The sequence below is a fragment of the Paenibacillus soyae genome (assembly GCF_024623455.1).
Taxonomy (GTDB): Bacteria; Bacillota; Bacilli; order Paenibacillales; family Paenibacillaceae; genus Pristimantibacillus; species Pristimantibacillus soyae.
Genome location: NZ_JANIPJ010000012.1, coordinates 63022 through 86004, shown reverse-complemented (window position 1 = coordinate 86004; position 22983 = coordinate 63022). Strand labels below are relative to the sequence as shown.

Genomic DNA, 22983 nt, shown 5'->3' with positions numbered 1-22983 from the left:
AAACGAGATTGACATACTCCCCTATCATAGCGGGTTTCAACGCTTCGGTCGTACACCGCTTGCAGCGCTTCGGCAAGGACATCGTCGTCGGTTTATCGTTGACGATCGAACCGGCCTTCCCCCATTATGCTATTCCTCCATTTGTGCTATAGGATCAACAAAAAAATGTGGTCGACCGAGGGGGTCGTACGCCTATTCATGATATGTCATGAATGTTGGTAATATATTGAACACCACAACTGACATAAGTGTAAATTATAACTTTCGTTAATGTCAATATTGCTTTCGGTTATACTTGTTTAATTTGACGGTTTCTCAGGTTAAACAAATGTATCGTCATACGAATTCATGAACGCTCCTTCTCGTTTCAACCAAATAGAGTATCTAATCTATAGCTCGTACTAATGTTCAAAAAGAAAGACGCCGGACATCTTCCTCGGCGTCTTCTTCGTGATTAGTTTTCTTTCCCTATCTTAGACAGGTCTGCAATGTATAAACGCAATGGCACTCCCGCTTACAAATGCGACCCTCCGGTCGCATCGAGCATCAGACCCGTTATCCATCTGCCGTCCGGCGACGCTGCGAATGCAACGATGCCCGCCATATCTGACGGTTCACCGATAGGTCCAAGCGCGGACATCTCTTCAGCAAACTTACGGCCTTCGGGGGAATGCAGCCACGGCGAATAACCATGTCCTCAGAAGTTTCCTTTCAAATCAGCACCAGCAATATCCGACACAGGTACAACTAATAGCAGTTCTCGCTTTGTTCCTGGCAGATCAATAGGGATGTCTTTCCCGAAAACCTTAAAGGTACTGCCCGCAAATAGCCAAATTCCTCCTAAAGTGATGTAAACGAGGAAATAAAACTCCGGTGTGTAAAATTTACTGTGTAAACTCTCCAAAGGCGGGATCGGTGGATACGGAATCATTAACACCTGGATGGAGCCAAAAAAGCCGCAGCTTCGCGGCTTTTTTGCGTGTAAACTGGTCACGTTACAACGATTTTGACACCCGCTCTTGATCGGTTTCCCGGCCGCTCGAAAACAAACTGATAGCCAGCAGTAATGCCAAGAATACGATAAAGAATCCCGCCCAGCCTAGAACCTCGACTGACGCGCGATTAATCATCACTCCTCCAATGCCTGATCCTAGAGCAAATCCAAATTGAATAAACGAAGTGTTCACACTGAGGGCAATGTCCGGGGATCGAGGCACTTGTGTGACGAGATATAACTGCTGCGCCGGTGAAGTTGCCCAGGTCGCAACCATCCATAGCATGATCATCGCAATGACACCCGACAACCACCCGTTGACCATCGAGAGCATAAGCAGAATCGCTGATTGAAGGGACAGTCCGACATAGATGGTAAACTTCGATCCTTTGGTATCCGCCAATACGCCTCCGATTTTCGAGCCGATAAAACTGCACATACCTGCAGCGAACAAAATGCCTGAAAGCGCTGCTGCCGAAAGCTAGGCATGAGCCTGCAAATATGGGGCGATATACGTAAATAAGGTGGAGTAAGCGCCAATATACAACAAGGTAACCATGACTACTAGGGAGATCTTCCGATCCTTCAAAATCGACAGTTGCATCCCGAGCGTGACAGCATTCCGTTCCCGCATGGAGGGAACTTTAACTCTCCGGCAAGTCTGGTGGCCACCGCCATCGCAACGATGGTGGCAATCCCTCCGCTAAGTCCTTGCAACATGCGGGTAACCAGCATCATTTCAAAGGAATGGCTTACATAGACCAAAAGGCTGCTCAGAATGAAAACACTGAGCACGATAAGCAATACGCTTCTACGGTCTGCATTGATCGTAACCGCAATGATGATAGGAGCGCCAATGGCTGCGGAAAGAGCGAATACGGTGACAAGCAGACCGGCAGCAGAGGTCGTTACGCTAAGCTCGGTGGCCACCATTTGAATAATGCCGCTTATGATATACTCGACCGTCCCAATCAAGAATACCGCAAAGGCGAGCAAATAGACGACCCATTTATTATTCATTCAGCTGCCCCCGCATCCATGATCGGGATTTGAATCTCGACCAGGCACACGCCCGGTTCATCCGATAATGGCACATAGATTTCCCTTCCAGGCTGATTCTCCCGAATAGGGTAGCCGTGGCGTTCGATCCAGGCGGCAAGGTCCGCGCAAGCCGTTTTCGAGAACGACGAATCGGAGCGGAACAGAAGCGTCGCCATCGTTTCAGCAGACATGCAGCGCGTTCGAAGACCCTCGGAAAGCTTATAGGAGCCCGGTTTGGCGGAATAACCGACCTCCAGCTCGAAATCATGATCTTGAAGGTTGCTTTCCTTCCAAAGCACTGTTCTAGGACCGGACAGGACAGAACGTGTACTGGCTTCCAGAAGGCCTTCAAAATGTTGAAACAGCTGCGGAATTTCTTCGGCAGAACCTAACGAGGCATAGGAAATCAAGTGCAGGGGCTCTACCTGTTTGATGACGGCCTCCTGCTCTTTCTCCATTTTCCCCTCTCGCTCCACAAGCTGCATTCGTTCTTTAATACGCGACAACTTCGATGTTTCGTTCTCCAGCAGCTGCTGAATCTCGCTTTCCTTCAACCTCAGCATTCCACGAATTTGCTCAGTAGGTATATCTTCTTGAAGCAGCTGAGCAATTTGCTGGAGCGTGAACCCCAAGTCCTTGAAAATGACAATTCGATTGATCTCCAGCAGCTGCTCGGCGACGTAATACCGATACCCGGTCGATCTATCGATCCGCGCCGGCTTTAATAACCCGATCTGATCGTAATAGCGCAATGTCTGCAGCGAAATGCGGCTTAGCCTGGAAAACTCGCTGATTTTAAACAATATCTCACCTTCCTCCTTTGAATTTCAGGATGAGTATATACCTTCGAGTCGACTATAGAGTCAAGGGGCAACCGATAAATGGGGTCTCCAATATATTCTCGTACATTTACTGGGACGTTTATATGTAATTGATAACAACTAACATTCACTAAAACAAAAACAGCCGCAATCCCGCGGCTGTTTGCAACGTTTGTTATTCTTGCCGCTTCAAGCTCTTTCGGGGCGAAGGCAAGTTACGATAAACGGTGCCCATCCCTGAAAGCCAAGCGAGCTTAGCCAGCACACCCGACTCGTCTCCAGCGGCGAGTGCCCCGGAACGGCAGCCCGCGATAGGACGATGCCGGACGAAGGCCCCAACAGCCCGATCAGCCGACAATGCACCCCGCTCAGAGCGTCTACATATTTTTGAAAATCCGCGCGCTGATCTTCGTAAGGAATGTCGACCATTTCGTTTGAAATTCGGGATCGGTTGGGTCGTTACCCGTTACCATCTTCGTAACATCACTAAAAATGATAGGATATGCGGTCAATGCGGTTATCGCCAAGGTAAGCAGTTCCGGCTCCAATTCCACAGGAACTAGACCTGCTTCTTTTTTGGCTTTCAGATCATCAACATACCCTTGAAGCGCTTCCGCTCTAACTTTTCTTCTCGCTATCTGACCCGGACGATCTTCCAGCGCCTCCCATGCGGTAAATTTTAAAAAATCCAGTCTAGCCTGGCAATTCACCTGGAAACGATGCTCGGCAATATGAACTGGATCGGATGGAGCATAAGCTGTCCATTTCGGTTCTTCATCCCGCATATTTTGGATGACGGCCTCGAGCAATTCGTCCTTATTCTTGAAGTAGTGATAGAACAATTGCCTCTTCACATTCGCTTGGCTCGCAATATATTCAATCCGGGCTCCGGTATATCCCTTTTCAATAAACTCTTTTAGGGCTGCCTTTAATATGTTCTTGCGAGTGCGTTCTGCGTTACGAATTTCCCCCATTATGCTATTCCTCCATTTGTGTTACCTGTGTCAATGGTACTGAATTATTGAGTAACCGTCAAATTAAACAAGCAAATAAGAAAACAATATTGACATATATGAAAGTTATAATTTACACTAGTGTCAGTTATGATGTTCAAAATATTACCAACATTCATGACAACTTCATGAATAGGCGACCCCTTCGGTCGACCACACTTTTTTATTGATCCTATAATCATTTTATGGAGGCGTATTGTATGGCTACTTTGATCTATCATGTTGCTGTTTCGCTGGACAATTTTATCGCGGATCAAAGTTTGGATGAAGGCAAAATTGATCGCACACTTTTCCTTTTTGAAGGTGATCATGGTCCGGACTTTTTATCGGAAATACGACAGTATACTGCAGTGTTAATGGGCGGAAAAACCTATGAGTGGGGATTTCAATTCGGCGCAAAACCAGGTGAGCCCGGCGGCTATAAAGGGTTGAAGCATTACGTATTTTCAAACACCTTGCAGTTTGAATCAAACGAGGAAGTTGAACTTGTCAGAGGAGACGCTGTAGCATATATCGAGAAATTGAAACAGGAGGAATCCGGGAAATTGTGGCTTTGCGGAGGCGGCCAATTAGCTGGCGCGTTGATCGAGCGTAAACTTATAGACCAATTGGTTTTGAAAGTGAATCCGATCATGGTCGGTGCAGGAGTACCTCTTTTCGGCAACTCCAAGCCGCGTCTGAAACTAGACTTGGTCAATATGAAACAGTATGAATGCGGAGTCATCAAACCAGTCTATAATATTATATATATAGATTAGAAGAAACACCGAAATTATACTCTATTTGGTTGAAACGAGAAGGAGCTATTCATGTGGCTTGGGACGATGAGGCGGTGACGCGCACCAGATTCGAGGCGGCCAACGACGACTCGTTCGGCTATTACCCGCAATGGATCTCATCCGGCATGGAGCAGCTCGCAGGCTAATTGAGCTTTTGACTAACGCTTAACTGTAGTCATAACGCGTATAGCCAACAAACTATAAACCCGGATTTTCCTACCTTAGCGTAGGAAGAACCGGGTTTCGTTTTCGGAAAATCACTCCGATAATTTGCGACATTTGTGATATACCGATGGATTATAGCAGTTGCTTCAAATGAATTTCCGGCTCGTAAGGGATTAATAGTTGATCATTCCGAAGCCTCCACACGAAATCTGGATTTGCTAACAATGGCTTGCCAAATGCGGCTATGTCGATGACACTTTCGCGAATTGCATCCGCCGCAGAACTCGGGGTCAACCCACCTACGCCAATAATGGCACCGTCCCAGCGCTTGCGGATGAGCTCATGAAGCGTCATACCGTCAGCCATTGGCTGGGTGAACGTATTCGTCGAAGGATGGAGCACGCGCAAGCCCGTCTCGCGAAACACCTCCAGATACGCTTCGATCTCTGCCAATGGATCCTGCCACCTGAAGTTGGGTTTATCGTCCTTCAATTCAGAGAAGCGAACGATAACTCGATCCATGCCAATAGCTTCTCCGACGGCGCAAAGCACCTCTTTCATGAACAGAAGCCGCCCCGATCTTCCTCTTCCGTAGCGATCGGTCCGGCGATTCGTGACCTCCCAAGCGAATTGGTCGATCAAGTATCCATGCGCTCCATGGAGTTCTACGCCATCGAACCCCGCTTCAATCGCTAACTTCGCCGCCTGCGTATACTGTTGGACAGCTTCCCCGATCTCCCCGATTGTCATCGATTCAGGCATTGCAAAAGGCTTGCGAAGCCGGTGCACGAGTCCCTCCGCTTGCACGGCTGACGGGGCTTGCGGTGCATATCCTCCGGTCAGATCGGGATGCGTCAGCCTTCCGACATGCCATAGCTGCGCAATGACCGTGCCGCCCTCCTCATGCACCGCTTCCGTTACTTTACGCCAAGCGTTCGCTTGCTCTCTCGTATATAAACCTGGAACTCTGAATGTCCCTTTGCCTCGGGGCGACGGCGTAATGCCCTCCGTAATAATCAGGCCGATTCCATCTTGAGCCCTACGCTGATAATAGGCGACAACATCTTCACCGACTGTCCCCGTTGTATCATCCGCAAAGCTGCGCGTCATCGGCGCCATCGCAATGCGCGTCCGAAGGTTCCAGTTTCCGATGCGCACAGGCTGTAGTAATTCTTTATATGTCATTTTGTCTCTCTCCTTTTCGAATTCATTTCAGTGAATAAATTTTATATAATTAAGTCTAAAGATCCCATAGAATTTTAAAGGTATTAGATCCGAATATTTAATAGAATCATTTAATTTCTCAACATTCACTTTAAAAATAAAGGGGACTTGCCATATGGACGACTTGGACAAACAAATTTTACTCGTGCTGCAGGAGCAAGGACGCATCTCGATGACGGATTTAGGCAAAACCGTCTCCTTATCGCAACCCGCCGTCACCGAGCGAGTACGCAGGCTGGAAGAGAAGGGAATCATCGACCACTATCGTGCCGTCGTCGCTTCAGAGAAAATCAACAAGCCGATCGCCGCGTTCGTTCTATTCTATACGAAAGGATGCGACCGGTTCGTGGAATACTGCGAGCAATCGCGCGATGTTGTCGAGCTGCATCGTATCAGCGGTCACCAATATAATTTCCTCGTCAAGCTGGTCACCGAATCGCTGCATACGCTGGAGAGTGCGATCAATCAGTTGGGAGCGTTCGGTGATTCCACGACGCTCATCGTATTATCCTCTCCACTCAAGCAGAAACCACTGGCTCCTTAATTCGAAACGACCTACAAGGATTCATCCGTAGGGAAGATGCTTTTTCCCTTCGTAACCTTGCCGAGATGGCGGAGGAGATAAGCCGTTTTGATTCAAGTCGATTCAAGTATTTGCACGATCTTTTTTTTCTTTTTTGATGTCAGCTTACACAATCGTAAATTATCGTGTTAGTTCCAATATGGGAATATTAACCAATTATAATTACTCCCATAAGATATAACCCTTGCGAATAGGCATGGTTTATCGAGATCTCTGCCCTTTTCTTTCCATAGCTCATAATGATTCGCCCCCTCTATCTACCATTAGAGGGGGCGTTGTTATGCCATTTCTAGTTTGGCTATTAAGATTACTTATTCAGAATGAGACGAGCCAATGCGGCAAGGTCTTCAATGTCGATTGTACCGTCTTTATTCAAGTCGTATTTCTTCACTTGATCCCAATCCGGACTATTCGAAGATTTGCCATATGCTTTCGCAACGATAGCCAGGTCGCCGACGCTTGCTCTATCATCATCGTTAACGTCACCTGGTACTACAGGCTTGCGAATCTCAACGGAATGCGTACCTCCATCAACTTCCGCCTCTACGCCTTCGCCATCTGCAAGCATGACAGGCGTTACAGCGACATCCGCAATACCAGCGGTGTTCTTTGCCTTGAAGCTAAGCTTAAAGAGATTCTGATTTGGATTATTTACGCTGTCATTTAAATGAGTGCCTAGAATTCGAATGCTTCCCGCTTGGCTGTCTGTGCCTACGATAACAAACTTCTCGGAATCCACGGATACGGGCTCGCCCACGAGCTCTAGCTTTTCCGCATCGTATTCGATTGTGATGTCTTGTGCATACACTTCCTGTTTCAAGCTTTCAAGACCGTAGGTCACATCGAATGTATCACCGAACTGTACGAAAGCTGGACCTGACAAAGTTGCTGAGTTGGTAGCACTGTTCCTAGACTGCGCGAACATCCAATCGAAGATGTTCTTATCTGCGTACTCTTCCTGGCTTGGGCCATACCTGAAGCTGGCGTTCGATTGGCCGAGAAGGTTGCTGTACACTTGAGCTTCGGTTTCGTGCGGCGTCCAGTCAAAGCCGTAGTACGGGAAATTAAAGGCCTGATTCGTTTCCAGAACATTCACGTTGGCATTTGAAAATAAGCCGCTGGCGCCGGCACCTGTCGAGAAATATTGTGTCCATGAATTACCAGCACCGTCATTCTTATGTGTGTGCGCCCAAATGGCCGTTTTTGCCAGTTCAGGGTTCTCGGTAAGCCGTGTCACGGTTGGCAAGGTGCCTCCTGCTAGCGGAACGATTGCCGCAAGGAACTCAGGATTGCGGTCATAGAAACCGATGGTATACATGCTGCCCATCGAGAAGCCGGACATATAGATACGGTTTAGATCCACTTTGCCCTCGGCGGCCAGTTTCTCCACGTATGCCATAAGGGCTTCGTTGTTATCCTGATTGTTCGCGTGGTTCTGAGTAGCGATGATGTGCGCGTTGTACTTGCCGGGGCTCTCCAATTGGCGTTTGGAAAGCACGGCCGCGCCGTTCGCGGTTTGCATGGGTGCGAAATAGTCTCCCGAAGGGCCGCCTCGGCCGCCGCCATGGTTGTAGATGAACAACGGGAGAGGTCCTAGCTCTTCCCAGGACTCGTCGATCGAAATCAGAATGTCCATGCTGCCAGTGCCGCCGGGGTTCGTTTTGTCCGGGACAAACTTGTCGAGCGCTGGGTTGACTACCGCTGCCTGAGTGAATTTCGGGGTTATGGTCGTGCCGTCGGTCAGCTTGATCTCGCGATTCACGTTGACGCGGTAATTGAGGAGCGCCGAGAATGCGTTTTGCAAGTTGCCCGAAACCATTGCGCCGGATGTGTACCCATTGGCATTCCAGAATTCAAATTCAACAATGATATAACGTCCGCTCGCGGGTGTATCTGTTACGAGGTTGTCGGATCCCGGTTCCGGCGATATGTAGCCAAGCGGCTCGGGATCGTTGTTGACGTATACCCTAGTGATATTGCGCAAACCGTCGAAGATCAAGGTCGAGCCATCAAGCCTTGTGTTCCTGGCGGCTGCCGTGAACATATCGGAACTCAAGTCGGCAAGGTTTGCCGCGTTGCCTTCGCCAAGATCGATGATGACCGCTGTAGTGACGTTACCGACAGAGAATATGTCGTTAAACACGGTGAACGGTAAATCTGCTGCATTGGAAGCTGGCTTGAATGTGACGTGGATGCTTGTGCCGCTTGAGGTGACGTTCATTATTGTGTAAGTGTTGTCTGTAACAGCTACTTCTTCATCGTTAACCGTAACCTTATCGACTTCAAACCCAAATGCGGGGTTAAATGTGAAGGTCACGTTTTCACCATCATTTACCCAAACATGGCCTGCCAAGGAGGATGGGCTTATACTGCCGTTCGCACCGGATGAAGCCATGACGTAATGCTGAACGCCGACGGTCTCATTCGGTTCATACAGTCTTAATGACGGTGACTCTTTCATCTGATCAAGCAGTTGAGCCGCGCTCGTCGTGCTCGCCGCTTTGCTCTTCGCGGTGAAGCCGTCTTCCGTACTCGTCAGGGCAAAGTTCCACTGGTTGTTCCCGCCCCAAATGTACATGCCGATTGTGCCTTCTTCTTCATCCAGAACATGCAGCAGCATGCTCTGCTGATTGCCATTGATGGCTGCGCTGGTCGTGTTGAGAGGCGCGTGCTGCGCGTTGAAGCTGGATTCCCTTCTCAGGGGTTCCTTGCCTCCGCCTGCGCCGGGAGCGTTGTTCAATAAATAGTAGCCCGAGCCTTCGCCAAGACCGCCGGATGCCGCCGCAGTGTTCGCTCCAAGGCCAAACTGCCAGATCATGTCGTCCGTCACTTCGGAAGTGATGAAGCCGTCTTCAATCGTCACGGGTTTGGAGGTCATGCCAATCTGAGTGTCGCCGGTTACGTCGCCGGGTGTGTTGATGATCGCTTGAGCGTTAGCAAGCGCGCCGTGCTCGGACACAATGAGATAGCTTCTGCCAATTTGGACATCAGCAGGGTCGACCTGCCTCCACGTGTGAGGTGGTTCCGACGCGGCCGCCGCTGTGGTCTGAGGTGAATGGGATACCATCAAACCTGCCATAATGAAACAAACCAAAAGAACCACCGCTAATCTCACTTTACGCATTACTTACAACTCCTCTCTCTTATTCCTTCTCTCAGTCCCTTTCATTTCAATTTGACGACAGGACTATCGCCTAAAAGATAGAAACCAACTCTATCACCTCCCGTTTGGTATGAGCCCTTAAGAAGTCTTAAATTGCAAAACAGCACTTCTTCTTACGCAGGAGCTCTATCTTGTATACGTTTTCAGTATATAGGCATTAAAAAGCTTCGAGAATGTGCCAGTATCTACATTCCTTGCCCTTTGTCTACTATTTTGAAAGCGCTTTATTTATTTACAAAGCTCAAAATAACAATTAATAATTGTCATAACAATAATTATGTAAACTAATTGAACCATCCTACCGTCATTCAGCATCCATACCGTTTTGATAAAAATAGAAAACAGCGGCCGCCCTGGACGAGAAAACCTCCGAGGCTGCCGCTGCTCCCTATACGATTTGCCTATTACTAAGCTCTAGCTAAATTTTTATCCGTTTCGTTCGCTGGATGCCCTTCTTCGCCTAATGCCATTAAGTACTCGAACATCTCTCTGTTGTATGCCACTTCCTGCTTTACCTCACGCACAGGCTCAGGACCGGCTACGCTTAGAATCCAAGCCGAGTACCAACGGCCAAGCCCTTTCAGCAGTGGCGGAATGAGCAGCGAGAACACTAGCCCGACCCCACCGGCAATCCAGGAGCGCTGAGCTGAAGTCAGATTCCAGTCAAACAACTGGTCCAGTCCCCATTCTGTCGAGAACAAGTCGAATTCGAAAAGACGCATGCTTACCTCGTAAGCAGCCGGTGAAAGCAAAACCGCGAATGCCGTCGCGGGCAGCACGATGGCTAAGGTAAACATAACAATGCTAATCGGAAGCTGTACAATCCCGAATAAGATGCTGCGGTACGATTTGCCGTCTTTCATAACGGACGCAAGCCATGATCTCCAGCTCTGCTGCTCTGTCGCAGCCGCTTTCGGCTGATCATTAGCGGCGCTACGCTTCTGACCCTGGAGCCAAGCCGTGACATTGCTACCTTCTCCAACCATAATCGATCGGCACAACACTAAGGTGAACGCTAGCAACGGAATTCCGATCAGAAAAACCGACAACGGAAGGCTAATGGACAATCCGGCAACGATGACGACAAATGCCGCGATTCCTTTCGGTAGTGACAGAACTAGCAGTTCCCACGCCTGGAAGGCGCTTGGCTTCTTCATCATAACAACCACTCTTTCTCGTAATGTTGTTATCATTGTAGCCCTTACGGCTGTATTCTATCATCCTTCCGACGGATGGGATTAGAACCGGACCTGAGTCCAGTATGCCGGAAATCTATCGGATGATGTCCTTTTAACGGCATCATTGCTATAATAGAAATTGCATGAAACATGTATTTCATGCAATTTCGAGTTGAAACGATCGGAATGGAGCCTATATGAGTCAAATCCCAGACATTCAAGAGCATTACGAGCGTGAAATCCAATTATTTCTGGTCTATCTCAAAGACCGCGGCTATTCAAAAGAAACGCAGTCCGCCTACCTGCATGATCTGAAGCACTTCCTCATTCATTTGGGCGGCAAAAACGTTTCGGATGCAACGGAAATTGACGTCATGTCCCATCTCACCCAGGTACGCGAGTCCGGATCCGGCAGCCGTTACCGGAATCGGCGCCAATCCACGATCAGACTATTCTACAAAGTGATGATCCGGTTCAAAATAACCTCCCATAACCCAACCTTGGACATCGAAAAAGCCAAGGTGGAGAAAAATAGAAAGCCGACCTACTTGCAAAAGCCATTTCTCGATGCCTGTATTCATATGATCGAAGGAAGATATGCCACGCGCGACGTCACCATCATCGCTCTTATGGCGCATGCCGGTCTGCGTGTCAGCGAAATCGTTCGTTTGAATCTTCAGAACTTTGACAAGGAAGGCAAGCAGCTCGCCGTTCTTGGCAAGGGCGAAAAATGGCGGTACATCCCGCTTCCGGATGAAATCGTTCAGCTTCTGCAGCTGACAATCGACGATCGGATCCCGCCTAGAGGCAACAAGGATGTCGACGCCTTCTTCATCTCCCAATTTCGAAGAAGGATCAGCAAACGCATGGTGCAATGCGTCGCGGAGAAAACATTCGCGGCTCTAACTGAAAAGTACCCTCAGTTTGCCGGATTATCATTATCCGCGCACAAGCTCCGGCACTCCTTTGCCACGGATCTCTTGCGCAATGGCGCTGATTTACGAACCGTTCAAGAACTCCTTGGCCACGAAGACATTTCGACCACACAGATATATACGCACGTTTTGGACGAGGCCAAAGAACGTGCCATGAATAAAGTCCGTCCTTCCATTCCAACGTTTCTCGCTAAAACTAAAGTGCAATAGCCACCAATTGTTCTAGAGCAATATAACGGATTGAAGCATACCTAACTATGGAGGAATCGAAAATGAAGAAATGGGCATTCGTTACGGGCGCGGATCGCGGAGTTGGATTAAGTTTGGTAAAACGGCTGCTTGAACGGGATTATCTCGTCTTCGGAGGACAATATTCGGAGAACGGCAGCGAGTTAACTCAATTAGAGGCGTCATGCCAAGGAAAATTGAAAATCATCCCTCTCGATATCGGCGATCCGGTAGACAAGGCGGCCGAGAGCGTATATGCCGTCACGGATCGATTGGATATTCTAATCAATAACGCGGCCATTCTCGGAGACATTCATGCGACGATTCAAGACGAGCTTGATTTTGAAGAAATAGAACGCGTGTTCCGAGTTAACGCTTTAGGCTCGCTTCGCATGTCGAATAAACTGATGGGATTGCTTCTGGCAAGCGAAAGCAAGCTGTTGGTCAACATCTCTTCCGAAGCCGGCAGCATCGGCAATTGTTGGCGGACGGCGTGGTTCGGCTACTGCATGTCCAAGGCCTCGCTCAATATGCAATCCATGCTGATTCATAACGAAATCGCGCCGCTAGGCGGCAAAGTGATCGTCCTCCATCCGGGGCATGTTCAAACATTTATGCAAGGCAAGCTGGATGTTACCGGGAAGCTCACGCCGGATGAATCCTCCGAGAGGATCATGAGGCTGATAGATAGCCGATTAGAGGCCGATCCATCAGAAGAGTTGACGCTTCTAGATGAACAAGGAATCGTCATGCCTTGGTAGAGTGTTTTATCGGCGGCAGTAAAGGATAGACTACTACATCCGATACTGCCGCCTCATTTCACGCCATTGATTACATAACAATAATTATGTTAACTATTTAGCGCTTTTTCCTTGAAGCCGACCAATTGCCAGGGACAGCGCAACAATAACCGCTAAATAAAACGGGTACGCAATCAGTCCCCCCATTGCTACAAGCCCTGCAGCAGGACCCGGATCATCCGCTGGATCCGTCATGGGATACCATGTTGCCAAGATATAAACGAATAGTACGAAATAAGGAACCCACATCACGACCGAAAAAAACGAAACTAGTCGCCCCTTCCCTATCCGATTCGTTAACCATATAAATAAAATCGAAAAAAGAACCGATCCGAGTATGAAACCATATTCGGCCCAGAGCTCGACTTGTTCAACCGTCCTTCCTGTTAATCGGCTCAGCCGATACACATTTAAATACATTTCGATTCCAATAAAAGGAAATAAAGAAAAAAGAGCACTTAACCCGTTCAGCTTCCAAAAGGTTTTCATTCATCTACCACCTAGACTCCTCCTCATAAAATTACATAAATAATGTTATGTTAACAAAAAAAATCGATCCAGCCAAATGGTTTAACACTAGAACGTTCCTCCAACCTAAAAAGTTACGACTTCACCATTATTCCCCATACACTTTCCTCGCCCGCTTCGAAACTAGACAAAAAGCCCGCGCGCACAAGGCAACGCGGGTTCATCCTTACACTTTGAATTTCGAAGTAATCTCATGCAAATCATCGGCCAGCTTCGACAACGATTGGGCCGAAGCCGTAATCTCTTCCATGGAAGCCAGCTGTTCCTCCGCAGCCGCCGCAACATCTTGGGAACGGTTCGAAGCTGCCGCGGAGATTTGCGTGATGCCGGCAACGGTGGAGTCGATTTCCTGCGTGCTGGCGGACACTTGCTGCGATACGGCCGCCATGCCGTGAATATGTTCGGAGAGCTTCCCCATTAATTCTAGGATCTCCTTGAAGCTCGCTTCCGTCTGATGCGCAACATGTATACCTTCCTTCACGTCAACGAGCACTTGGCCCATTGATTGCTGGGAACGGATCATGTCTACCTGAATCGTTCGCACCAGCTCGGAGATTTGGGAGGAGGATTGCCGGGATTGTTCCGCCAGCTTCTTCACCTCGCCTGCGACTACCGCAAAGCCCTTGCCATGCTCGCCGGCCCTCGCCGCTTCAATTGCCGCATTCAACGCAAGCAAATTCGTTTGTTCGGCAATGCCCGATATGACCGTGCTGATCTCGCCGATTTCGCTAGAGCGCTGCTCCAACGATTTGATGAGCTGATCGCTTGTGTTGGCGGATTCGCTAATAAAGGACATTTGTTTGACGGAGCGTTCGACGAGCTCCTCACCGTCATTCGCTTTCTCCGAGGCTTGAATGCTCAGCTCGGAAATAAAGGACGCGCTTTCGGCAATGCTTTGAACGCCTCTCGTTACTTCTTCGATCGCAATCGAGCTTTCCTTCATCTTGGATGACGATTGCTCCGCGCCGTCGGCTACTTCTTGGATCGATTCGGTGATCGTTTCCGTCGCTTTGCCCGTTTGTTCGGCGCTCGCCGACAGCTGCTCCGAAGAGGCGGCCACCTGCTGCGAATTAAGGATCACTTCATTCACCAGATGCTTCAGACGATCCGCCATCCGGTTGAAGCTTGCGGAGAGCTGGTTTAATTCATCGGAGCTTCTGTCCTCGACATAAGCCGTGAAGTCTCCGTTCCCCGCCCGGTCAAGCGCGACAACAATGCGATTCAGTCTTTTCTTCAGCATTCTCGTAAACCAATAGCCGATGAATCCCGCAATGAGGATAATCGCCGCAACGATCGGAATAAGCGTCGCAACGAACCGATCAATAATTTTGTCGATCATATGCTGGGATGCGCCGACATAATACATGCCGATAATGTCGCCGTTCCCGTTCTTAAGCGGCATGTATGCCGACTGATACAGATGGCCGGCCACATTGGCTTCCCCGTAAAACAGTTCGCCGCGCGTCAACACTTGCTCCTGCACTTCGGCGGATGCCTGCGTGCCGACCGCCCGCTTCCCTTCCTTCATAACGTTCGTAGCTATCCGAGTGTCTCCTTGGAAGATCGTGACGGTATCCTGCGTATCGGCCGCGATCTTATCGACGATTCCGTCATTCCCGTTCATCAGCTCGGTTCCCTTATACAGCTGATCGTCTTGAATATGCCATTCGCCCGGGTATGTCGTATCGATGTAGCTGTACGACAGCTCCAGGTCGCCTTTTGCTTTTTCCGTTGCCGTCTCTTTAATGCCCTGCGTAATTTCGATATAAACAATAATGCTGATACTCAAGCATAACGATACGATGATGCCGATGATCATCAGATTGATTTTGGCCATCAGGCCGAGCTTGATGTTGATTCTAGATGTAAACTTCACGAGTACGATGAATCCTCCTTGATGATTAATAACTCATATATCGTCCTAATCCGATGTTTTTATTAGAGGTGTAACGCTCTTCCGACCTCAGTTCGCAGCCGCCCGCTCCAGCCAAATATCCTTAAAGTCGATCCAGCCGAGTGAATTCACGCCGACGCCTTTGATATGCGGATTGTAGAACGTGTTCAGCTTCTTGTGAAGCAGGAAAATAACATGCGTCTCTTCTTTCAACTTCCGCTCGATATCCATCCACTCGAACCAGCGCTGCTCGGGATCCTTAATCCCCAGCGCCAGATCGATTTTTTTCTCGACCCATTCCAGAAGCTCGGAAGAAAGATGCTCTCTCAGGAAGTTGCCCGTCTGCTCGAACAACTCAATCATGCAGACTTCGTCCTCCGCGAACACGACGCAATAGAGCAAGCAATCGGCATTCTGAATCACATGCTGATCGCGGATCGTGAGCCAGCTCTCCACCTGAACCTCCACGTTGACCCCAAAACCGGCCAAATATCGTCTCAGCCACTCCGCGTCTTGAACGTGTATCCCGTAGGTCGAGATGCGGATCGTCTCGCCTTGGTAGCCGCACTCCCGCAGCAGCTCCAGCGCACGCTCCACGTTCGTGCATTCGCCCTGCCGATAGGACTGTTCGCTTGGATAGAATCCGCTCGCCGGATGAATCCGGTCTTCCCCGAGATCCGCGATCATTTGTTTGCGGTCGATAAGCAGATCGATGGCTTGCCGGAATGGGATCGAACGCTGCGGTCCGTCTTTCCCTAAATTCCAAGTGAGCAGGCTGCAGCCGTTGCAAATATATTCAATCTTCTGCCAGCCCTGCTCCGGCTGGAGGTCACGGAGATCGTGGTCGACGATGAGCTGCTCCCAATTCTTGGCGAAGATGATCGTATCCTCCGGCATATTGACGATCACGACGCCGTCCAGATGCGCCCGTCCTTGGAAGTAATGCGGATTGGCGTCCATAATAAAGCGGTCGTTCCGCCATTCGACGTAACGGAACGGCCCCGTCCCGACGGGATGCAGCCAGAAATCCTCGTCCTGCTGAACGAGCTCGTGAGGCACGATCGACATGCCGGGCGAGCAAAGATATCGAGGCAGCAGCCAATTGGGTGATTCCAGCTTTATGATAACCGTGCGCGGCCCCGCCGCCTTCACCTCGGCGAAGGAACGAACGAACCAGCCCGAAGCGCTTCCCCGGAGCCGCTCGAAGGAATAGACAACGTCTTCCGCCACAAGATCACGGCCATGATGAAACGAGGCGCCTTTGCGCAAGTGGAACGTCCATCGCTTGCCGCCGGCGTCATGCTCCCATGCGTGCGCCAGAGAAGGCACGACCTTCCCCGCGTCGCGGTCGTATTGCACCAAACAATCGAACAGCTGCTTCACCATATGCGCGCTGAACGCGTAATAGATATGCTTAGGATCTAAGGTAAGAATGGGCCGATAAACGGGAAGGCGCAAAATATCCGCTTCCTCGTCGTCGATCAGCTCCGTGCGGTATCCGAAATGTCCGTTCATCCATTCGACGAATTGATTCCGCACGCTTGTGCCTTCGCCGTATTTGTCGATCACCTCGAACGCGTGTTTGTATTCGCCTTTGGAGGCATAATGCTGCGCGAGCTCAAGCAGCTTCTTCTCCCTCGGAATAAGAAAGGTCATCCTGGAGCGGTTGCCTCTCCCTCTCCCCGCGTGCCATGCAATGAATCCTTCTTCCTCCAGCTTGTGCACGATCAGCTTCACGTTCCGCTGCGTGCAGTACAGAACGTCGGCAAGGCTGTCCAGCGACACCTCGATCGGCTTGCCGTATCCCTCCGGCTCCGCGATCTTCACGTACAGCATGAGATATCGTTCGTCACTAATCAAGAGGGCTGCCTCCTCTCCCAAATAAAAGGGGAAATTAATATTCCAGATTATACTCTTTTTCTTCCCTTTTAGCGAGAGCATAATGGAATCAACAAAGAGAAACGGGAGATGATACCTATGCTAGTACATGAATTCGTTCAGCAGCAGCTATGGAAGGATCGCGAGGCGGAATGGAACCGGAGAGCAAAACGAGGCGATTTTGTCACGGACGCGAAGCCATCGGCCAAACTGACCGTACCCGCCAAGGGTAAGGCTGCGGACGCCAAATCCTGGCTTCAAAAAATCGGACTCGTATAAATCCTACTCCATCGACATGGATACGCAAAGGAGATGCCCGGCATGCAAGAAACCGTAACCATTGTGGAACTTACCTTCATTAACGAGCAGCAGCTCGACGACCTTTCCCGGCTGCTCTTGGACGTTGTCGAGGACGGCGCATCCATCGGCTTCCTTCCGCCACTGTCGCTAGAGGAAGCAGCAAGCTATTGGAAGAGCGTCATCGAACCGGGTACGATCTTGTGGGCCGCCTATCTTGGCGGACAGCTCGCCGGCTCCGTTCAGCTTCAGCTGGCCATGAAACGGAATGCCGCCCACCGGGCGGAAATCGCCAAGTTGATGGTCCATCCGTATAAGAGGAGGAACGGCATCGCGAGGAAGCTGATGAACGCCGCGCACGACCGGGCGATAGCCGAACGGAGAACGCTGCTTGTCCTGGACACGCGAGCCGGCGACCCTTCCAATCTTCTGTACCAATCGCTGGGCTACAAGGAAGCGGGACAGATCCCGCGGTTCGCCAGATCGGCTTCAGGCGAGCTTGACGCTACGGTGATCTACTATAGGGAAACATCGGAGTAATTCCTTCTTCTGCATAAAATGAAGCTGGCCGCTCATCCTAACAGAGTTGGAGGTGATGAGATATGGCAGGCAGAAACAACAAACCCGACAATAACGGCCCGGCTTCCAGCCCGTCGAGGCTCGATCAATTCGGCGATAAGCTGGCTGATGACACCCAAGCGTCGCCGAAGCAAGTGCGCACGAGCGAGAAACCGGCGAATTAACCGCAGCACGGGCACCAAAAAAGAGCACATAGCCTGTGCTCTTTTTTGCGTCGTTATCCGAAAAAATAACTTATATATATCATGACAAGAAGCCCGATAATGAACGAATACGTGGCCGGGCGCTCGTACCCATGGCTGTGGGATTCTGGGATGAGCTCCTTATATACGATGAACAGCATCGCGCCCGACGCGAACGCGAGCCCGAAGCCGATGAGCGACTGGATGTAGCTGGCCGTAAAATACCCGATGACCGCGGACACCATCTCCATGAGTCCCGTCGCGGTGACGATAAGCAGCAGCTTCAGCTTGCTGACCTTCGATTGGGTCAGGAATACGGCGAGCACCAGCCCTTCCGGCATATTCTGGGCGCCGATCGCGATCGCCACCATCGGTCCCAAGCCTTCGTTCGTACTGGCATAGCTGAATCCCGTACTGAGCCCTTCCGGGATGTTATGAATGAACAGCGCGAATATGACGAGCAGCGATTTGGAATCGAACGAGCTGATCCCCCGCTTCTGCTCAACGTCGATGTGGGGAATGTTTTTCTCGAGCAAGTCCAAGATCACGACTCCGACGATGAGTCCCAATGTGAGTCCCAGCAATCCCGATTCGTTCAACGCTTGCGGCAATAAGCCGAAGGTGGAGGCGGACACCATAATGCCCGCCGTGAAAGCAATGAGAATATCCTTCCATTTCTCCGACAGCGACCGGACGAACAGCAGCGGAATCGCGCCCAGCACGGTCGCCATCGCGGATATAAAACTGCCAAGAAGAGCAGCAGTCATAGCGAGTCTCTCCTTATTGGTGTAATGTCTTCAAGAAGCTGATATCGCGTTCTTGGATGAACTTGCCGACGTACGTCTCGGGCGAATGCCGCTCCATCGTCGCGATCGCTTCCCGAAGCGTCATCCAGCTGACCTTCAAACCGCTGGCAAGCTCCTCGTTCGTAGGCTGGGCCGGCGTCATCTCTCCCGTTACCTCGGCGACGTAGCCGTACGAGAATTGAACCAGCTCGTGCTCGTCCCGGTATTCCACGACGAGGCCAATCTCGCTATGGATGCTGATCGGCGCCCCGATCTCCTCCATCGCTTCTCTTGCCAGCGCCGCTTCCATCGACTCTTCGCCTTCGATCCCGCCGCCGGGCAGCTTATAATAGTTGCCGTCGTCGATATGCAGTAGCGCCATCCGATACTTGCTATCGAATATGACGCCTCTGACGGCGCGCCGGAACCAGACCTGCTTGCCGTGCCTGCGAGAGCCGGCGTCGCGATCGCTGATTCCAAGATCGCGTTCGTAAATTTCCCGCAATATTTCCATTGCCGTCCTAGTCCCTTCTATTCTCTGTGCCGAATGGATTCTTATGAGGAAGGAAGTCCGCTTCGAACCATGTTCTGAAAATATTCCGCATGCTCCGAATGGCATGCGATAAGAAAAGGCTGACGGAACGCGCCCGTAAACGGCTGCCCGTCGTAATCGAAGACGACGGCTCCCGCTTCCTGCGCCATAAGAAGACCGGAATACAGATCTTCGCCTTCCGAGTTATAGACGATGATGGCGTCCAGATCGCCTCTGGCTAGCATGCACCATTGAAGCGTCGGAGCCCACAGCCTCATCATCCGTTTCGCTTGCACATCGATATAATGCCTTAGCTTAACCGCGTCCTGCGCATTCTGAACGGCATGCCCTTGAATCCACCCGACGCGCGGCTTCGCGACCGGCTTCGCTTGGCCGATGGCAACGACTTGTCCGTTGCATCTCGCGCCCTCGCCAGAGACGGCTGTGTACAGGCGGTCCGTCATCGGCTCGTAGATAACGGCCATGACCGGCGCCGACCGATGAAGCAGCGTAATCGAGATGCCGAACAACGGCAGCCCCACGGCAAAATTATTGGTTCCGTCGAGCGGATCGACCAGCCATACCCAGTCGCTCTCGTTCTCATTGTCCCCAAATTCTTCCGATCGGATGCGATGGTCGGGGAAGACGCCGCGAATTTTGGCCAGAATAATCGCTTCCGCCTCGTAATCCGCTTCCGTCACCAGATCGCCGTGTTCATCCTTCTCTTGAATGCTAGTTAAATCGCCGAATCTCTCCCGCGTTAATCTGCCCGCCTCGTACGCGGCCGAGATGGCAACCTCTATGGCAAGCTTGATGATCATGTCGTCTGCTCCTTGGGCTCCCGCGTGTAGAATACAAGGCGGTTGCCGAACGGATCGGTGACTTCAACGGCGCGCCATTCCTCCGAATAACCGGGACGCGCGTATTTGTATCGCTTGGAGAGGAGCTCTTCCTGGAACGCCTTGGCGTCCCCAACCTCGATGCGAACCGCGGAGCCCGGCGTGCAATCGCCGTGATGCTCGGATAGATGCAGGATGCAGCCGCCTTTCGATACTTGCAGGTATAGCGGCGTACCGGGCTCGAACCGGTGCTCCCAATCGATGTGGAACCCAAGAAAATCGATATAAAACTCTAAAGCTTTCGTTTGATCGAATATTCGTAGAATGGGTACTGCTCTGCCAAACTCCATGACGGCCTCCTTGTTTCCATTCGCTCTTATGTATATGTAAACTTCCACGATTATACCTCTTTCGGCCTAATCATGAAAGCATATCCAGCGATAATCGATTATCATATTTTTCTTCATTTTCCGACATGCCAAAAGAAGGATTTTTTGAGCAAGCATCGTATTAATGGGAGTGGCACCAAATATTTCACATTCGGAAGGTGGAAAACGTTTGTTTAGCAAAGCAGGTAAATTATTGATTGCAAGCGCAATCACGGCCGCCGCTCTCTCGTGGAGCGCGCCAGGCAGCACATATGCGGCATTGTCGCATAAGCTGGACAAGGGGCTTGAGAACGAAATTCGCGAGGAATTGGGACTCCCTCTCTCCGAGCCTGTGACGGAGGACGAGGTTCATATTCTGACGCAGCTGTCCATCGACGCGGGCGAAGACATCCGAAGCTTGAAGGGCTTGGAGCAAGCGTACTTCTTGCACACTCTGCTCTTGCTTGGCGCGCACGAAGCTCTTGATTTGTCTGCCCTTGCGGACGTGGAGAGCTTGGAGCTGCTCGCCATCGACCGCGACGCCTTGAGCAAAGAAGGCCGGTACGTGGTGGACCAATTGGAGGAAAACGATGTTGCCGTTGTGGATATCGACCCTTCCGAATTCGAAGATAACGGCCCCATCGAAGTCTACATCGACGGCGAGCTGGCCGAATTCCAGATCGATCCGGTCATTATCAGCGGTTCGACCATGGTACAGTTCCGCCCTCTATTCGAGCAATTCGGTTTGGAGGTCGGCTGGGATCAAGCGACTCGTACGGTAACCGGAACAAAAGAGAAGCTGGAAATCGAGCTGGTCATCGACAGCAAAACCGCGAGCGTCAGCGGACAGCAGCTCACGCTGCCAACGGCTCCTAAAATTTTGACGGGCAATACGATGGTTCCGCTGCGGTTTATCGGCGAAGCAACCGGCCGGCGCGTCACTTGGGACGGCGAGACCCGGACGGTTTACATCGACAGCACGGTAACCTCCTACAACTTCGAATACTTGTACTCGAACGATACGGAATACTTCGGAGCTGAGCAGAACGGGCTGCCGCATGGTGAGGGACGTCTGCTTCATAATGGCAAGCTGTTCTACGAAGGCGATTTCAAGAACGGAATCATTGAAGGCTCGGGTATCATGTACGATCTGGAGGACCGGAGCTCCTACTACGAAGGCGAGTTCAAGAACAACCGCTTCAACGGCCAAGGAACAACCGTATACAGCGACGGCTCCTATTATGAAGGACCTTTCGTGGACGGCATGCGCGAAGGAAGCGGCAAGCTGCTGAATGCCGACGATTCCTTGCAATATGCCGGCATGTTCAGCGGCGACGCGTTAAACGGGAAAGGCACGTATTACTTCGACGATACGTCCTATTACGTAGGTTCCTTCACGGATGGAAGCTTCGACGGCCAAGGCAAAATGTATTACGAAGGCGAGCTGAAATTCGAAGGCATCTGGTATGGCAGCAATCGGGGCATTGGCAAAGAATATTACGACGGCAAGCTTGGTTATGAAGGTTATTTCTTCGACAATGTGCCGAATCGTTACGGCACCGTCTATTTGACGGATAACGGAGAAAAGTACTACAGAGGTCAGATGAAGGACGGCCAAATTACGGGCGTAGGCATGTTCTATTTGGATGACGAAGCTCGATACATTGGCGAAGTGTTCGAAGATAAAATGGACGGTTATGGCTTCATCAAGGAAGTCGACGGCACGATTCATAATGAGGGCTATTGGGTGAACGACGAGTTTTACGGCGAGGATCCGCCTCCCGTTACGGAAGACAGCAAAATAAAATCGCTGTCCCGAAATTCCGACTTTACTTACGCCGACGGCTACTACGAGAATGAATATGACTTGTCCAACACGGAAGCGATGATGTTCATCCAGCTCTCGACGGAAGAGGACTTAGATGCGTTCAACAGCCTCTCCAAAGAAAATAAAGCGAAGTTTATGAACGGCTTTGTGCAAGATCGCTGGGGGCATGTGCTCGGCGTAGACAACTGCTACGTATATGTGATGTACGACGAAGACGTCTACGCGGAAGCGACCCTAACGTATCAAATGGCGGACAGCTCCGTTCAAGTGGCGGAATATCCGCGAGGCAACGGCACGATCAACGAATGATAAAAACGGCCCTGCAGCATCCATTCAACATGCTGCAGGG

General features: G+C 50.6%; 21 protein-coding genes and 1 pseudogene. 9 read left to right on the top strand and 13 right to left on the bottom strand.

The window, feature by feature from the left end; genetic code table 11:
* Positions 1-995: 995 nt before the first annotated feature.
* The 3 genes and pseudogenes from NQZ67_RS16920 to NQZ67_RS16910 all read right to left on the bottom strand — a co-directional run bounded on the left by NQZ67_RS16920 (position 996) and on the right by NQZ67_RS16910 (position 3830).
* Positions 996-2014, bottom strand: a pseudogene (locus NQZ67_RS16920) (MFS transporter).
* Complete coding sequence (locus NQZ67_RS16915; RefSeq protein ID WP_257448179.1) at positions 2011-2838, bottom strand: MerR family transcriptional regulator; 828 nt, start codon at positions 2836-2838, stop codon at positions 2011-2013. The pseudogene NQZ67_RS16920 and the gene NQZ67_RS16915 overlap by 4 nt, the downstream one beginning before the upstream one ends.
* A 395-nt stretch (positions 2839-3233) precedes the next feature.
* The gene (locus NQZ67_RS16910) at positions 3234-3830 is read right to left on the bottom strand and encodes a TetR/AcrR family transcriptional regulator (protein WP_257448177.1); all 597 of its coding nucleotides are present in this window, start codon (positions 3828-3830) and stop codon (positions 3234-3236) included.
* Positions 3831-4069: 239 nt separating this feature from the next.
* Here NQZ67_RS16910 and NQZ67_RS16905 point away from each other — a divergent pair, with 239 nt between their 5' ends.
* Positions 4070-4627 carry a dihydrofolate reductase family protein gene (locus tag NQZ67_RS16905; RefSeq protein ID WP_257448175.1) on the top strand — a complete coding sequence of 186 codons (558 nt, stop codon included), beginning with the start codon at positions 4070-4072 and terminating at the stop codon, positions 4625-4627.
* Positions 4628-4680: 53 nt separating this feature from the next.
* Positions 4681-4794 (top strand): aminopeptidase, encoded by a 114-nt coding sequence (locus NQZ67_RS16900; RefSeq protein ID WP_257448173.1) that lies wholly within the window; start codon positions 4681-4683, stop codon positions 4792-4794.
* Between the two features lie 151 nt (positions 4795-4945).
* On the opposite strand, the gene NQZ67_RS16895 is transcribed toward NQZ67_RS16900, so the two are convergent.
* Positions 4946-5998, bottom strand: a complete 1053-nt coding sequence (locus NQZ67_RS16895; protein WP_257448171.1) for an oxidoreductase — start codon at positions 5996-5998, stop codon at positions 4946-4948.
* Between the two features lie 154 nt (positions 5999-6152).
* Between NQZ67_RS16895 and NQZ67_RS16890 the strand changes: the two genes are divergently transcribed.
* A complete protein-coding gene (locus tag NQZ67_RS16890) occupies positions 6153-6581 on the top strand; it encodes an Lrp/AsnC family transcriptional regulator (RefSeq protein ID WP_257448169.1) in 429 nt (142 codons plus the stop codon).
* A gap of 346 nt (positions 6582-6927) precedes the next feature.
* Here the strand turns inward: NQZ67_RS16890 and NQZ67_RS16885 are convergent, their stop codons facing one another.
* Entirely contained in the window at positions 6928-9744 is a 2817-nt protein-coding gene (locus NQZ67_RS16885; protein ID WP_257448167.1) for a cohesin domain-containing protein, read from the bottom strand.
* Between the two features lie 446 nt (positions 9745-10190).
* Positions 10191-10943, bottom strand: a complete 753-nt coding sequence (locus tag NQZ67_RS16880; protein WP_257448164.1) for a sensor domain-containing protein — start codon at positions 10941-10943, stop codon at positions 10191-10193.
* Between the two features lie 215 nt (positions 10944-11158).
* On the opposite strand from NQZ67_RS16880, the gene NQZ67_RS16875 reads away from it, so the two are divergent.
* Positions 11159-12106 carry a tyrosine-type recombinase/integrase gene (locus NQZ67_RS16875; RefSeq protein WP_257448161.1) on the top strand — a complete coding sequence of 316 codons (948 nt, stop codon included), beginning with the start codon at positions 11159-11161 and terminating at the stop codon, positions 12104-12106.
* A gap of 62 nt (positions 12107-12168) precedes the next feature.
* Complete coding sequence (locus tag NQZ67_RS16870) at positions 12169-12885, top strand: SDR family NAD(P)-dependent oxidoreductase (RefSeq protein ID WP_257448158.1); 717 nt, start codon at positions 12169-12171, stop codon at positions 12883-12885.
* A 93-nt stretch (positions 12886-12978) separates the two neighbouring features.
* Here NQZ67_RS16870 and NQZ67_RS16865 read toward each other — a convergent pair whose 3' ends face one another.
* The 3 genes from NQZ67_RS16865 to NQZ67_RS16855 all read right to left on the bottom strand — a co-directional run bounded on the left by NQZ67_RS16865 (position 12979) and on the right by NQZ67_RS16855 (position 17206).
* A complete protein-coding gene (locus NQZ67_RS16865; protein ID WP_257448155.1) occupies positions 12979-13413 on the bottom strand; it encodes a hypothetical protein in 435 nt (144 codons plus the stop codon).
* Positions 13414-13618: 205 nt separating this feature from the next.
* Positions 13619-15328 (bottom strand): methyl-accepting chemotaxis protein, encoded by a 1710-nt coding sequence (locus NQZ67_RS16860; RefSeq protein ID WP_257448152.1) that lies wholly within the window; start codon positions 15326-15328, stop codon positions 13619-13621.
* Positions 15329-15415: 87 nt separating this feature from the next.
* Positions 15416-17206, bottom strand: a complete 1791-nt coding sequence (locus tag NQZ67_RS16855) for an ABC transporter substrate-binding protein (RefSeq protein WP_257448149.1) — start codon at positions 17204-17206, stop codon at positions 15416-15418.
* Positions 17207-17323: 117 nt separating this feature from the next.
* On the opposite strand from NQZ67_RS16855, the gene NQZ67_RS16850 reads away from it, so the two are divergent.
* The 3 genes from NQZ67_RS16850 (at position 17324) to NQZ67_RS16840 (ending at position 18264) form a co-directional block, all read left to right on the top strand.
* Positions 17324-17503, top strand: a complete 180-nt coding sequence (locus NQZ67_RS16850) for a hypothetical protein (RefSeq protein ID WP_257448146.1) — start codon at positions 17324-17326, stop codon at positions 17501-17503.
* 42 nt (positions 17504-17545) lie between these two features.
* On the top strand, positions 17546-18061 hold the full coding sequence (locus NQZ67_RS16845) for a GNAT family N-acetyltransferase (RefSeq protein ID WP_257448144.1): 516 nt from the start codon (positions 17546-17548) through the stop codon (positions 18059-18061).
* Positions 18062-18123: 62 nt separating this feature from the next.
* Positions 18124-18264, top strand: a complete 141-nt coding sequence (locus tag NQZ67_RS16840) for a hypothetical protein (protein WP_257448141.1) — start codon at positions 18124-18126, stop codon at positions 18262-18264.
* Between the two features lie 53 nt (positions 18265-18317).
* On the opposite strand, the gene NQZ67_RS16835 is transcribed toward NQZ67_RS16840, so the two are convergent.
* The 4 genes from NQZ67_RS16835 to NQZ67_RS16820 are packed head-to-tail and all read right to left on the bottom strand — an operon-like array spanning position 18318 to position 20788.
* Positions 18318-19049 carry a ZIP family metal transporter gene (locus NQZ67_RS16835; protein WP_257448138.1) on the bottom strand — a complete coding sequence of 244 codons (732 nt, stop codon included), beginning with the start codon at positions 19047-19049 and terminating at the stop codon, positions 18318-18320.
* Between the two features lie 13 nt (positions 19050-19062).
* Complete coding sequence (locus tag NQZ67_RS16830) at positions 19063-19581, bottom strand: NUDIX hydrolase (protein ID WP_257448135.1); 519 nt, start codon at positions 19579-19581, stop codon at positions 19063-19065.
* 41 nt (positions 19582-19622) lie between these two features.
* On the bottom strand, positions 19623-20420 hold the full coding sequence (locus NQZ67_RS16825) for an inositol monophosphatase family protein (RefSeq protein ID WP_257448132.1): 798 nt from the start codon (positions 20418-20420) through the stop codon (positions 19623-19625).
* Positions 20417-20788 (bottom strand): glyoxalase superfamily protein, encoded by a 372-nt coding sequence (locus NQZ67_RS16820; RefSeq protein ID WP_257448129.1) that lies wholly within the window; start codon positions 20786-20788, stop codon positions 20417-20419. Before NQZ67_RS16820 ends, NQZ67_RS16825 begins: the two co-directional genes overlap by 4 nt.
* 208 nt (positions 20789-20996) lie before the next feature.
* On the opposite strand from NQZ67_RS16820, the gene NQZ67_RS16815 reads away from it, so the two are divergent.
* A complete protein-coding gene (locus NQZ67_RS16815) occupies positions 20997-22943 on the top strand; it encodes a stalk domain-containing protein (RefSeq protein WP_257448126.1) in 1947 nt (648 codons plus the stop codon).
* Positions 22944-22983 lie beyond the last annotated feature (40 nt).